At 63.3% G+C, this 13,705-nt stretch carries 11 protein-coding genes; 6 read left to right on the forward strand and 5 right to left on the reverse strand.

Annotated features, from left to right (window positions below):
• Nucleotides 1–36: 36 nt before the first annotated feature.
• The 5 genes from ftsY to HXS65_RS14085 all read left to right on the forward strand — a co-directional run bounded on the left by ftsY (nucleotide 37) and on the right by HXS65_RS14085 (nucleotide 7,357).
• Nucleotides 37–1,656, forward strand: a complete 1,620-nt coding sequence (ftsY, locus tag HXS65_RS14065; RefSeq protein ID WP_176494234.1) for a signal recognition particle-docking protein FtsY — start codon at nucleotides 37–39, stop codon at nucleotides 1,654–1,656.
• A complete protein-coding gene (ftsE, locus tag HXS65_RS14070) occupies nucleotides 1,653–2,321 on the forward strand; it encodes a cell division ATP-binding protein FtsE (protein WP_077377747.1) in 669 nt (222 codons plus the stop codon). The genes ftsY and ftsE overlap by 4 nt, the downstream gene beginning before the upstream one ends.
• Entirely contained in the window at nucleotides 2,318–3,388 is a 1,071-nt protein-coding gene (gene ftsX / locus HXS65_RS14075; RefSeq protein WP_136939623.1) for a permease-like cell division protein FtsX, read from the forward strand. The genes ftsE and ftsX overlap by 4 nt, the downstream gene beginning before the upstream one ends.
• Nucleotides 3,389–3,645: 257 nt before the next feature.
• Nucleotides 3,646–4,521, forward strand: a complete 876-nt coding sequence (gene rpoH, locus HXS65_RS14080; protein WP_084207803.1) for an RNA polymerase sigma factor RpoH — start codon at nucleotides 3,646–3,648, stop codon at nucleotides 4,519–4,521.
• A 178-nt stretch (nucleotides 4,522–4,699) separates the two neighbouring features.
• On the forward strand, nucleotides 4,700–7,357 hold the full coding sequence (locus HXS65_RS14085; RefSeq protein WP_139345486.1) for a bifunctional diguanylate cyclase/phosphodiesterase: 2,658 nt from the start codon (nucleotides 4,700–4,702) through the stop codon (nucleotides 7,355–7,357).
• 78 nt (nucleotides 7,358–7,435) lie between these two features.
• Here HXS65_RS14085 and slmA read toward each other — a convergent pair whose 3' ends face one another.
• The 5 genes from slmA to coaBC all read right to left on the reverse strand — a co-directional run bounded on the left by slmA (nucleotide 7,436) and on the right by coaBC (nucleotide 12,659).
• Complete coding sequence (slmA, locus tag HXS65_RS14090) at nucleotides 7,436–8,053, reverse strand: nucleoid occlusion factor SlmA (RefSeq protein WP_077377757.1); 618 nt, start codon at nucleotides 8,051–8,053, stop codon at nucleotides 7,436–7,438.
• A 115-nt stretch (nucleotides 8,054–8,168) separates the two neighbouring features.
• Nucleotides 8,169–9,086 (reverse strand): acetylglutamate kinase, encoded by a 918-nt coding sequence (gene argB / locus HXS65_RS14095; protein ID WP_084207805.1) that lies wholly within the window; start codon nucleotides 9,084–9,086, stop codon nucleotides 8,169–8,171.
• A 231-nt stretch (nucleotides 9,087–9,317) separates the two neighbouring features.
• Nucleotides 9,318–10,700, reverse strand: a complete 1,383-nt coding sequence (locus HXS65_RS14100; protein WP_084207806.1) for a phosphomannomutase/phosphoglucomutase — start codon at nucleotides 10,698–10,700, stop codon at nucleotides 9,318–9,320.
• A gap of 168 nt (nucleotides 10,701–10,868) precedes the next feature.
• A complete protein-coding gene (gene dut / locus HXS65_RS14105) occupies nucleotides 10,869–11,327 on the reverse strand; it encodes a dUTP diphosphatase (protein ID WP_136939620.1) in 459 nt (152 codons plus the stop codon).
• A complete protein-coding gene (gene coaBC / locus HXS65_RS14110; protein ID WP_176494235.1) occupies nucleotides 11,328–12,659 on the reverse strand; it encodes a bifunctional phosphopantothenoylcysteine decarboxylase/phosphopantothenate--cysteine ligase CoaBC in 1,332 nt (443 codons plus the stop codon).
• Nucleotides 12,660–13,022: 363 nt separating this feature from the next.
• On the opposite strand from coaBC, the gene radC reads away from it, so the two are divergent.
• Nucleotides 13,023–13,697: a DNA repair protein RadC gene (gene radC, locus HXS65_RS14115; RefSeq protein ID WP_077377769.1), complete on the forward strand. Its 675-nt coding sequence runs from the start codon at nucleotides 13,023–13,025 to the stop codon at nucleotides 13,695–13,697.
• Nucleotides 13,698–13,705 lie beyond the last annotated feature (8 nt).

Genomic DNA, 13,705 nt, shown 5'->3' on the forward strand with positions numbered 1-13,705 from the left:
ATGACGCCACTTTCACGAGTTCAGGACTGTCTCGCCATGTTCGGTTTTTTCAAGCGCAAGAAACACAAGGCTCAGGAGCAGCAAGCCTCCGAGCAGCAGGCCCTCGAGCAACAGGCTCTTGAACAGACACAAGATGCCACGCCCCACGAGCAGGGCTCCGGCAAGCAGGACACTGCCGAGCAGGCAGCCCGGCTAGAGGCCGAAAAAGCGGAAGCCGAGCGCCTGGCCGCCGAGGAAGCTGCCCGTGTCGAGGCTGAAAAGGCGGCAGCTGAGAAAGCCGAAGCCGAGCGTCTCGCCGCCGAGGAAGCCGCCCGTGTCGAGGCTGAGAAGGCGGCAGCTGAGAAAGCCGAAGCCGAGCGTCTCGCCGCCGAGGAAGCCGCCCGTGTCGAGGCTGAGAAGGCGGCAGCTGAGAAGGCCGAAGCCGAGCGCCTCGCCGCCGAGGAAGCCGCCCGAGTTGAAGCTGAGAAGGCTGAAGCTGAGCGCCTCGCCGCCCGCGAAGAAGAAGAGCGCCTGGCTGCCGCGCAGCTGGCCGCCATCGAGGCCGAAGAACAGGCCGCGCTGGAGCAGGCTCGCCTGGAAGAAGAGGCCCGTGCTGCCGAAGTCGCCGTGGTGGAGGCTGATGCCACGGTGGACGATGAGGATGCCCGCGATACGGCGCGCGATGGACGTGAGAAGCCGCGTCGTGGCTTCTTCGCGCGCATCAAGGCAGGTCTAGGCAAGACGCGCGCCAACCTGACCGAGGGTGTCGCCAGTCTGTTCCTCGGCAAGAAGCAGATCGACGATGAGCTGATGGAAGACCTCGAGACCCAGCTGCTGATGGCAGATGTGGGCATCGAGGCCACCACCGAGATCATCGACAATCTGACCGCGCGCATCTCGCGCAAGGAATTGAAGGAGCCGCAGGCGCTCTACGAAGCGCTGCAGGAAGAGCTGCGCGTGATGCTGGCGCCGGTCGCGAAGGATCTCGAGCTGCCGGCCAAGGGCGATGGCCCCTTCGTGATCCTGATGATCGGGGTCAACGGGGTCGGCAAGACCACCACCATCGGCAAGCTGGCCAAGCGCTACCAGAGCCAGGGCCGCAGCGTGATGCTGGCGGCGGGCGATACCTTCCGTGCCGCAGCGGTGGAACAGCTCAAGGTCTGGGGCGAGCGCAACAAGGTGCCGGTCATCGCGCAGCACACCGGTGCTGACAGCGCCTCGGTCATCTATGACGCTCTGGAAGCCGCCAAGGCGCGTAACGTCGATATCCTGATCGCCGATACCGCGGGCCGTCTGCACAACAAGAGCCATCTGATGGAAGAGCTCAAGAAGGTGCAGCGCGTGATGGCCAAGCTGGACGTCGCCGCGCCCCACGAAGTGATGCTGGTGCTGGATGCCGGTACCGGCCAGAACGCGCTGTCACAGGCCTCCACCTTCCATGAAGCGGTCAACATCACCGGCCTGACGCTGACCAAGCTGGATGGTACCGCCAAGGGTGGCATCATCTTCGCGCTGGCCAAGCAGCTCAATCTGCCGATTCGCTACATCGGTGTCGGGGAGGGAGTGGATGATCTGCGGCCCTTCGCGGCGGACGATTTCGTCAACGCCCTATTCGCGCGTGCCGGAGAGGAAGAGGATGCACGTCCGGCGGATGGCGCGGAGACACGCGAGGCATGATTGCCTTCGAGCATGTGGGCAAGCGCTATGGAGGGCGCTTCGATGCACTCGCCGGGCTCGATTTTCGCATCGAGCGTGGCGAGATGGCGTTCCTGACCGGGCATTCCGGGGCAGGGAAGAGCTCATTGCTCAAGCTGATCATGCTCCTCGAGCGTCCCTCGCGTGGCCGTATCCTGGTGGCCGGGCACGATATCGGACGCCTGCATGCCTCGCAGGTGCCTTACTACCGCCGCCAGATCGGTGTGGTCTTTCAGGACCATCAGCTGCTGAGCGATCGCAACATCTTCCACAACGTGGCGCTGCCCCTGATGATCCAGGGGGTCACGCCGCGCGAGCAGGCGCGTCGCGTGCGTGCCGCTCTCGACAAGGTGGGCCTGCTGCATCGCGAGAAGGCGCTGCCCATCGAACTCTCCGGGGGGGAGCAGCAGCGCGTGGGCATCGCGCGTGCGGTGGTCAACAAGCCAGCCTTGCTGCTGGCGGATGAGCCGACCGGCAACCTGGACCCGAAACTCTCGACCGATATCATGCGTCTGTTCGAGGACTTCAATCGCATCGGTACCACGGTGATGATCGCCAGTCATGATCTGGCGCTGATCGCGCGTCTGCACCATCGCACGCTGGAGCTTTCCGACGGTCGCCTGATTGCCGACAAGGAGGCCCGATGAGCCCTCCCCGCACTCACCACGAGTCCTCGTCCGACAAGCGCCAGGCGGGAAGAGGTCGTGCCGGCAAGGCCGCCTCGGACGCTGTCGAATCCACGGAGTCTGTCGAGCGTCAGGCGCGCAAGGGCGCGCGCTCCAGCCGGATTTCCGTCGAGAGTCGCTATCGCAGCTGGCTGCGTCATCATGGCGCCATGGCGCGTGACAGCGCACGCCGTCTGCTGGTCACTCCGGTCGCCAGCCTGCTGACCATGCTGGCGATCGCCATCGCGCTGACACTGCCTGCCGCGCTGTGGCTGGCGCTGGACAGCGCGCGCCTGCTGGACAATGAGCTCAATGACAGCGCTCAGCTCACCCTCTATCTCGAGACGTCGGTCGACGAGAGCCAGGCACTGACGCTGTCGGACTCGCTGCGCGGCGCCCCGGGCGTCGGAGGCGTACGTCTGATCACTGCCGCCGAGGGCATGCAGGAATTCGCCCAGGCACTCGATCTCAAGCGCTCACTGAGCCTGCTGGACGACAACCCCTTGCCGGCCAGCATCGTCATCACGCCGCTGGATACCTCGCCGGAATCCGTCCGCGATCTCGCCGCACGCCTCGAGGGCGAGCCGGGCGTCGAGAGTGCACGGCTGGATCTGGCGTGGCTGGAGCGTCTGCGTCAATTGAGTGAGCTGGGTCAGAAAGTGACGCTGGGACTTGCGCTACTCTTCGGACTGGGGGTGCTGCTGGTGGTAGGCAATACCATCCGGCTGTCGGTGGAGAGCCGCCGGCAGGAGATCGAGGTCGTGACCCTGATCGGTGCGACCCACGCCTTCGTGCGGCGTCCCTTCCTTTATAGCGGTGCCTGGTATGGCCTGGGCGGCGGGTTGCTGGCGTGTGGCATTCTGGCGCTTGGCGGTAACTGGTTGGCGGCACCCGTGACGGCTCTTGTACAAAGTTATGGCGGCAACTATGTGTTGCCCGCACTGGGCATCACAGGGGGTACCACGCTGCTGTTTTCGAGTACAATACTGGGTTGGTTGGGGGCCTGGATCGCGGTCGGACGTCATCTGGCGAGTATTTCTCCGCGCTGATGCCGATCTTTTTTCGCGGTTTTCCGCCAGTGTTCCCCTCCAGAAAGGTCATCAGTTACGCTCCGGAAACAATTGCGCCGGGCGTCAGTGAAGGGGCTGGTGGGTGGTTAAACGTACCGCACACCCGCTGGTGTTACGAAGCGCTACTCGTCATGACAATTGTACACGTCATGTACAGCTATTGACGGGAACCTGTCGCAACCTTCACAGTCTCACTACTTGCATGCGTGTTAGGCAACCATGGAGACATCTGCATTATGAGCACCAGTCTTCAGCCACTTGGCCACCTGTCACCGGGTCAAGATCTAAACGGCTATATCCAGTCGGTGAACCGTATCGCTGTGCTTACTGCTGAAGAAGAGCATGAGCTTGCCCTGCGGTTGCATGAAGAGAATCATCTGGAGTCGGCCCGTCGACTCGTCATGTCGCACCTGCGTTTCGTGGTACATATCGCGCGCAGCTACAGCGGCTATGGCTTGCAGCAGGCGGACCTGATCCAGGAAGGCAATGTCGGCCTGATGAAAGCGGTCAAGCGCTTTGATCCCCATCAGGGCGTTCGCCTCGTGTCCTTTGCCGTGCATTGGATCAAGGCCGAGATTCACGAGTTCGTGCTGCGCAACTGGCGCATCGTGAAAGTCGCGACCACCAAGGCCCAGCGCAAGCTGTTCTTCAACCTTCGCGGTGCCAAGAAGCGTCTGGCATGGCTGAACAATGAAGAAGTGGACGCCATCGCAGGCGACCTGGACGTCAAGCCATCGGTGGTACGCGAGATGGAAAGTCGTCTCTCGGCACACGATGCCGGCTTCGATGCGGGTCCCAGTGATGACGAGAGCTCCGCTTACCAGGCGCCGGTCAATTATCTCGAGGACCACAGTCTCGATCCGGCGGCTCAGGTCGAGCAGCAGGATCTGGAAGATGACTCCCACGGGCGTCTGCTCAAGGCACTGGCAGCATTGGATGAGCGTTCGCGCGATATCCTCCAGCAGCGCTGGTTGAGCGACAACAAGGCGACGTTGCACGAGCTGGCAGACATCTACAGTGTCTCGGCAGAACGTATCCGTCAGCTGGAAAAGAACGCCATGAAGAAGCTGCGTGAATCGATGGGTGACATGAGCGAAGGGTTCGCTGCCTGATACTCCCTCGCTGACTTCCCGCAGTAGATGAAGCCCCGCCGGTGTTCCGGCGGGGCTTCTGTCGTTGAGGGACAGTGAAACGACCGGCTATGGCAGTAGACAGTTGTATCGTGCAACAGAATGTTTCATTCTGTTGCACTACGCTAAGCGGTCATTTCCCTTCCTCATTGGTGGCTATGTGGACCCGATTACCTCGCGTCAACCAGGCACACATTCACTGTGGCGCATCCTTGGCATCAATGTCGCTTTGCTGGTGGTGTTGGGCGGGCTGTTTCTGGCGGGACAATGGTTTGATGTCCGCGAACAGGAGATGCAACGCCTCGAAGCGCTCGATACGCAACTGCACATCTCGACTGAACAGCTCGTGGCGGATGTCGCCCGCGAGATGATGGTGCTCGAGCGTGTGTTGCACGAGGAGACACCAAGGCAGTGGAGAGGCTCGCTCGAGAGTGCGCTGGGGCGTCATCCGGCGCTGGTCTCCCTGATGATGGTGCCGTTCGCCGATTATCGTGGCAGCAGCCTCAATCAGATCGGTGTCGGGCGCAGCTGCAAGTGGCAGCTCTCGCAGGCCGAGGCGCAATCCCTGCCCGGCAGAAGCAATCTGTTGTTCGGTTCGGCATTGCCTCTCGGGTCCGGACAGCCCGGCTTGCCTTTCTATCGCCATATGCAGCTCGAGGACAAGGCGTGGCTGCTGATCGGGTGCCTGGATTTCTCGGAGTCCAGAAGTCTGCTGGCCAATCCGGGGGCGGATGACGGGCAGCGCCTGCGCCTGTTCTCGACCAACGGACTGCTGCTGTTTTCCAGCCCCCAGGAGCACGCGCTGGGGGTGACGGGAAAGTTGCCGTTGCCGACGCTGGCCAACATGGGCAAGTACATCTCCGAGCGTGGCGTGCGGCGTTATCACGTGGACGGCTTTGATGGCCGTCCGCGCATGGCGGCGGGCAGTTTTATCGCACCACTCAAGCTGTTCAGCGTCGTCAGTCAGCCTGTCTCGAGCCTGTGGTGGGTCTGGTGGCAGCGTATCTGGTTCGGTCTGCTGCTGGGAGGCATCTTCCTGGTGGTGCTTGGCGTGATGATCGCGCGTGCCGAGCGGCAACGCAGTGAGCGCCACGATGAGCTGGAGGGCGAGCTCGAATCGATGGCGGCGCGCTCGCGTACTCTGGTGACCTTGATGGATAACCTGCCCGGCGTGGTGTATCGCATCGAGGTCAACACCGGCACGCTGACCTTCATCAGCAGTGGCGCCGCGGAATTGTTCGGCCGTTCAGCCGAGTCTCTGGTCGGGGCCGGCATCACCCTCAATGAGCTGATCCATCCCGAGGATCGCCCGTCCGTCGCGTCGGCGCGTCACTGGGCGATGTGCGCTCAGATGCGTCATGAACAGGTGTTCAGAATCGTCGCGGATCACGAGCGCTGGGTGCTGGACCGCAGCGTGATGATCGAGGGAGAGGAGGGCGTACGTTACTGGGAAGGCCTGCTGCTGGACATCAGCGCCCACAAGGAGTCGGAGCGTCAGCTCGACTACCTGGCGCGCCACGATGCCTTGACGGGGCTCTACAACCGCAAGGCCTTCATGGCGGCGGCGGATGAGCGGGTCGCGATCGGAGGCGTGATGATCTATGCCGACATCGATCGCTTCTCGACGGTGAATGATGGCCTGGGGCATGAGGCGGGGGATCAGCTGCTGGTCTCGATCGGTGAGCGCCTGCGGCGCATCCTGCCGCCCGGTGGCCTGGTCGCGCGTCTCGGGGCGGATGAGTTCGGCCTCTACTTCCCTCAGGTCGGCGAGCAAGCCGAGCAGATCGTGGCCGATGTCCAGCAGAAGCTGGAGCGCCCCTTCACGATTCTCGGGCGTCCCTTGATCATCAGCCTGACGGCCGGTTACTCCCTGGCCGAGGCAGATGGTGATGCCCAGGCGTTGATGCTCAATGCGGACGTGGCGCTCTATCATGCCAAGTCGCGTGGCGATCATGCCCTGCGCTGGGAGTCCTCGCTGGACAAGCATGTCGCCTCGCGCATGACGCTGGAGCAGGACCTGCGTCAGGCCATCGAGCGCCAGCAGCTCTTTCTTCACTACCAGCCGCAGCTGAACGCGGCGGGAGAGCTGCTGGGGGTCGAGGCGTTGCTGCGCTGGCAGCATCCTGAGCTGGGCATGATCTCTCCGGCCCAGTTCATTCCGCTCGCGGAAGAGACGGGACTCATCTTCCGGCTGGGGCGTTTCGTGCTGGAAGAGGCCTGCGCCCAGATGGTGCGCTGGCAGGAAAGCGGCCTTTACATGCCGCGCATGGCCGTCAACCTCTCGGCGCGCCAGCTGACCTCGGGCTATGAGCATGAAGTGATCAGCGTGCTCGAGAGTCAGAATCTCGCGCCGACGCGCCTGGAGGTCGAGGTCACGGAGACCCTGTTGATCCAGGACATGGAGGGTGGGCTCAGCGTGCTTAGAGCGCTGCGGGAGCTTGGTGTGCGTGTGGCGCTGGATGACTTCGGGCAGGGATACTCGTCACTGTCCTATCTGTCTTCCCTGCCGCTGGATGTGCTCAAGGTCGACCGCAGCTTCGTGATGAAGATGGACGCCCTGGCGGAAGATGCGTCCGAGCAAGGGCGCGGCGGTCAGGTGGCCAGCGAGCAGGGAGCCAATGAGCAGGCCATCCAGCTGGTAGGTGCCATCATCAGTCTGGGGCATTCGATGGGGCATGAGATCGTGGCGGAAGGTGTCGAGACACAGGCGCAGTTCGAGGGGCTCAAGCGATTGCGCTGCGACAGTTATCAGGGCTACCTGCTGGCACGCCCGATGACGGCGACGGCCATCGTCGAGCGCTATGGGCCTGGCAACTGAGTCTGCACGTGAAGGTGGCATGAAAAAGCCCCCGTCTCTTCGAGGCGGGGGCTTTTCTTTTGCTCAAGCGGAGGGCCGTCAGACGGCAATCCGCTCCTGGCTGCTCAGCAGCAGGTCGCGACTCAACAGTCTCCACTGTTCTTCCCAGTGCTCGGTGGGTCGCTTGCGATAGTCGCTGCGAACATACTGTCCGATGCGGCCTTCGGCACTGGCCAGCAGGAGATTGGCTGCGGCTGTCACGGTAATGGCAGGCCGCAGGCCTTCACGAGGCTCGGCCTCGCGCAGCACCTGCTTGAGCTGGGTCTCGAGACGTTCGAACAGCTGCGCCATGCGCACGCGCAGACGAGCCGTCTCCCCGGTCAGGGCATCGCCGTTGAGCAGGCGGCACAGTCCGGGATTCTTCTCGGCAAAGCCAAGCAGCAGGCTCAGGATATGGTGCACCCTGGCATGAGCCGTATCGTTGTCCTGCAGAATCAGCGCGATGCGCTCGAACAGGGTGCTCTCGATGAACTCGATCAGCCCTTCGAACATGCGCGCCTTGCTGGGGAAGTGACGATAGAGTGCAGCCTCGGAGACGCCGACCTGACGTGCCAATGCCGCGGTGGTGATACGTTTGCCGCTGTCCTCTTCCAGCATCAAGGCAAGTGCCTGGAGGATCTGTTCGCGACGTGATTGTTTTGGATTCGCCTGCGTCATGGAATCTTGTCATTTCTCGCGGCCTGCAGCGATGTGCTGCGGGCGGGTCCGTGTCCTGAGGCGTGTCGCTGGCCTCGCGCGAATCACCGGAAGTCTGGCCCCGGCTTTATGCTCTTCATGCCTTGGAGGTGTCCGGATCAGCATTGCTGATCAAGGTGCCGACACCGGCATTGGTGAAGATTTCCAGCAGGGTGGCATGCGGTACGCGACCATCGATGATGTGTGCACTGCGCACGCCCTGCTTGACGGCATCCAGCGCGCAGCTGATCTTGGGCAGCATGCCGCCATAGATGGTGCCGTCCTCGATGAGTCCATCCACCGCTTCGGTGGTCAGCCCCGTCATGACTTCGCCCTCGGCGTTCAGAAGGCCGGCGACGTTGGTCAGCAGCATCAGCTTCTCCGCCCCCAGCGCTTCTGCGACCTTGCCGGCGACCAGGTCGGCATTGATATTGTAGCTGCGTCCCTCATCGTCGACGCCGATCGGCGCGATCACCGGAATGAAGTCATTGCGGGTCAGCAGCTCGATCAGATCCGTCGAGACATGCTCGACTTCACCGACGTGACCGATATCGATGATTTCCGAGGCATTCATGCCCGGCATGTGGCGGGTGACCTTGAGCTGGCGCGCACGAATCTGGCCGCTGTCCTTGCCGGTGACGCCGATGGCCTTGCCGCCGCACTGGTTGATCAGATTGACGATGCCCTTGTTGACCAGGCCGCCCAGTACCATCTCGACCACATCCATGGTCTCTGAGTCGGTCACGCGCATGCCGTCGACGAAGCGTGATTCGATGTTCAGCTTCTTGAGCAGGGCGCCGATCTGAGGGCCGCCACCGTGCACGACCACCGGGTTGATGCCGACTTCCTTCATCAGCACCATGTCGCGGGCAAAGGAGTCGATCAAGGTATCTTCGGTCATGGCGTTGCCGCCGTATTTGACCACCACGGTCTTGCCCGAGAACTGCTGGATATAGGGCAGGGCTTCGGACAGGACCTCGACCACCTGGTGCGGGTCGCGGTTGGCGTGGCTCATCAACGTATCACTCCACAGAAATTGGGTCCGAAAGGAGAGTTCGGACGCTGTCACTCGAGACTATCACTTGCGTTACGCCTGCGCGCACCACGTCATGGAAAGAGGTGATGGCAACCGGCGCTGCCATGGGAAAGAGTCACCCGGGCTGGGGAGTCAGCGGACCGGCACGGCGGTCATCCTGCTGCCGCGCCGGTCGTTGATCGCCTGCCCGGGCCGATCAGAACGCCTCGATCAGAACGGGGCGGTGATGCTTGGCTCGGCCTGCTTCAGTGCGGCGCGGAAGCTGTCCTTGATGCGCTCCAGCGCCGCCTCTGACTTGCCTTCGAAGCGCAGTACCAGCACCGGTGTGGTGTTGGAGGCGCGGCACAGGCCCCAGCCGTCGGCGTAGTCGACGCGAATGCCATCCAGCGTGGTCTTCACGCCGTCGTCACCGAAGTCACCTTCGCTGGCCAGTCGCTCGACGATAGCGAACTTGGTCTCATCGGTCACTTCCACGTTGATCTCGGGGGTGCCCAGATCCTGCGGATAGCGTGCGAAGAAGGTGTCGGCATCGACATCCTGCTTGGCGAGGATTTCCAGCAGGCGCGCCGCGCCGTAGAGGCCGTCGTCGAAGCCGAACCAGCGCTCCTTGAAGAAGATATGGCCGCTCATCTCGCCGGCCAGGGCCGCGCCGGTTTCCTTCATGCGCGCCTTGATCAGGGAGTGGCCGGTGCGCCACATTTCCGGTGTGCCCCCCGCCTTCTCGATCACGGTGGCCAGGTTGCCGGTGCACTTGACGTCGAAGATGATGCGCGCGCCCGGTACACGTTCGATGAGGTCTTCCGACAGTGCCATCATCAGACGGTCGGGATACAGGATCTCGCCCTTGGGCGTGACGACGCCGAGGCGATCGCCGTCGCCATCGAAGGCCAGACCGATGTCCGCGCCGGTTTCCTGCATGGTTCTGATCAGGTCCTGCAGGTTTTCCGGCTTGCCCGGGTCCGGGTGATGGTTCGGGAAGTTGCCATCGATCTCCTCGAACAGCGGGATGGTCTCGACACCGAGGCGACGGATCAGCTCCGGGCCCAGCTCACCGGCCACGCCATTGCCGCAATCGACCACTGCCTTGAGCGGACGCTTGACGACCACGTCGCCGGTAATCTGATCCAGGTAGCGTTCGCGCACGTCTTCTTCACGCAGGCTACCTTCGCCTTGCGCCAGATCGCCTTCCTGCAGGCGGCGATAAAGGTCGGTGATGGTGTCGCCGGACAGGGTCTCACCCGCCAGCACGATCTTCAGACCGTTGTAGTTGGCCGGGTTGTGGCTGCCGGTCAGCATTACGCCGGAGCGGGTGCCTTCCAGGATATTGGTGGCGTAGTAGAGCACCGGGGTCGGCACCATGCCGATGTCGATGACATCACGGCCGGCATCGCGCAGGCCGGCAATCAGCGCCTTGGACAGGCGCGGGCCGGAGAGGCGACCATCGCGGGCGACCACGACGGTGGACTCACCGCGTGCCGCGGCTTCGCTACCGATGGATTGGCCGATGGCGCGCACGCCGTCTTCGGTGAGGGTCTCATCCACGATGCCACGGATGTCGTAGGCGCGAAAAATTGAAGCGGGTACCTGACTCATGGTGCATCCCTGTCGGTTGAATCAATCGTGAGAAGTCATGGCCGGCATGCCGTGCGAACACTATCGCAGCATGCCGACGGGTGCAGCTAGCAAGCGGTTCCGTCTGTCACGGAGCGCTGTCGGGTTTCGGTGGCGAGTCGTCTGCAATGCGCTGTCAGTGACGACCCGTCAATGACGACCAGAATGGCCAAAGCCGCCTTCACCGCGCTGGCTGGTCTCGAATTCCGTGACCTCGACCAGTTCGGCTTGTACTACCGGGACTAGCACGTACTGTGCCAGTCGCTCACCGGGTTCCAGCACGAACTCGCTGTCGCCGCGGTTCCAGACCGAGATCATCAGTTCGCCCTGGTAGTCGGAATCGATCAGACCGACCAGATTGCCCAGCACGATGCCGTGTTTATGCCCCAGGCCGGAGCGCGGCAGGATCATGCCGGCCAGCGCGGGGTCGGCGATATGGATCGCCAGGCCGGTACGCACCAGCTCACAGGCGCCCGGGGCCAGTGTCAGCGGGGCATCCAGCAGTGCGCGCAGGTCCATGCCGGCACTGCCGGGAGTCGCATGGTGGGGTAGCGGGTAATCGCGAACGCGCTCGTCGAGGATCTTGAGTTCGAGCCGGGGGCGGGTCATCTAAGGTGTTTCCTGGTCATCGATGGCGGAGGTCGCCATGTTCAAATTGGCGGCGCCATGGAGGGCGCCGTCTTGATGCAGTGCCAGTGCGCGCTCGAGAATCGCACGCGCCAGCGCAATCTTGGGGCAGGCTGCGATGGCCTGTTCATGCAGTCTGTCATTTGCCTGGCCGGGGTGTCGCCACACCAGGGTGGCGGCATTGCTGTCACTGCCGAACCCCAGTCCCGGGGTGCTGACGTCATTGGCCACGATCATGTCGAGACGCTTGCGTGTCAGCTTGTCGCGGGCATAGCGAAGGACATCGCGAGTCTCGGCGGCGAAGCCGACCACCAGCGGAGCGGGCTGTCCGTTGGCGCGCCGCGCCTGACTCTGCTCGGCAATGCCGGCAATGATATCGGGGTTGCGGATCAGATGGACCTGCATCTGTTCTTCGCCGACCTGCTTCTTGAGCTTGTGCTCGGCGACAGCGGCAGGTCGGAAGTCGGCGACGGCGGCGCAGCCGATGAAGACCTGGCTATCCTGCAGCGCCGCTTCGGCAGCGCCTTGCATCTGCAAGGCTGACTCGACATCGATGCGCTCGACGCCAGGCGGTGTGGGTAGGGCGACAGGCCCACTGATCAGGCGAACTCTTGCGCCCAGAGCCGCGGCTTCGCTGGCCAGGGCATACCCCATCTTTCCGGAGCTGTGATTGCTCAGATAGCGCACCGGATCCAGCGCTTCCCGGGTCGGACCGGCGGTGATGGTGATGGTCAGGCCCGCTGCCGGCAATGGTGCCGGCTCGCCCTCATCGAGCAGCTCGCTCAGACCGGCGACGATCTCTTCTGGCTCGAGCATGCGCCCGGCTCCCACGTCGCCACACGCCTGTTCGCCGCTGGCCGGGCCGAGCAGCGTCCAGCCATCGGCACTGAGCTGCCGGGCGTTGCGCTGGGTGGCAGGGTGCGCCCACATCGCCTGATTCATCGCCGGGGCCACGACCCAGCGTGCGTTGTTGGCCAGGCACAGGGTAGTGATCAGATCATCGGCACGGCCATGGGCCAGGCGGGCCATGAGGTCGGCAGTGGCGGGGGCGATGAGAATGACCTCCGCCCAGCGCGCCAGCTCGATATGTCCCATGCCGGCCTCTGCCTCAGGATCGAGCAGCGAGGTATGCACGGGATTGCCCGACAGCGCCTGCAGGGTCAACGGCGTGATGAAGGCCTGGGCACCTTCGGTCATGGCGACGCGTACCTCGCACCCGGCCTTTTTCAGCAGACGAGTGATGAGCGCCGCCTTGTACGCTGCGATACCGCCGCTGATGCCCAGCAGAATGCGCCGTCCGGCGAGTGAGTGCATGGTGTCCTGCATCCCTGATCCGTCAATGTCAAAGCTCTCGCGTTCGCCTCTACCATATCACCGTGATGCAACCTTGCGTAGCGTCGCTGGCCGGGCACGCCGTCTGTCGCGGGTGCGGACACTGACCTGTCGCGGCACGATGAGCCGCGAACCAGAAAGGCTCAGCCAGCCAGAGCGCGCGCCAGGCATGCAAGCGTTGAGAGTGACGCTGGCGGCAGTGACGGGCGAAGACCACGCTTCTCAGTCCAAATGCTGATGTCGCGTCATGCTCCTTGGCGTGTCGGTGGGCCTGCCCTGAGGCAGGCATGGCCACTCTCGTGGCGCGCCGGATGTCAGCATCACTGTCACGAGAGGAGAGTGTGCATGGGCATCAGGGAGTGGCCAATCGGGGAGCGGCCCCGTGAGAAGCTTCTGTCATCGGGGGCTGCTGCGCTGTCAGATGCCGAGTTGCTGGCAATCTTCCTGCGAGTGGGGATCAAGGGGCGTTCGGCGGTGGACCTGGCGCGCGACCTGTTAACCACCTTCGGCGGGCTGCGCCCACTGCTGGAGGCCAGTCAGCAGGACTTCTGTGCCGCGCGAGGCCTGGGAGATGCCAAGTATGTTCAGTTGCAGGCGTCGCTGGAGCTGTCCCGTCGACACCTGGAAAGCCTGTTGATGCGCGGGGCGGCATTGACCTCACCGCTGCTGGTACGGCGCTACCTCTCCTCTCATCTGCGTGATCTGCCACATGAGGTCTTCGCCGCACTCTTCCTGGATAGTCAGCATCGCGTCATTCGCTTCGAGACACTCTTCACCGGCACGCTGGATGCTGCTGCCGTCTACCCGCGCGAAGTGGTCAAGCGGGCGCTGGCGCTCAACGCGGGCGCCTTGATACTCGCCCACAACCATCCCTCCGGAGTGGCGGAGCCCAGTGATGCCGATCGTCGTATCACCCAGCGCCTGGAAGAGGCGTTGGGGCTTTTCGATATCCGGGTGCTGGATCACTTCGTGGTGGGGGACGGCGAGGTGATCTCCTTCGCCGAGCGTGGCTGGTTGTGAGCCAGGCA

Origin of the sequence: Cobetia sp. 5-25-4-2, assembly GCF_013374075.1 — a bacterium.
GTDB lineage: Bacteria > Pseudomonadota > Gammaproteobacteria > Pseudomonadales > Halomonadaceae > Cobetia > Cobetia marina.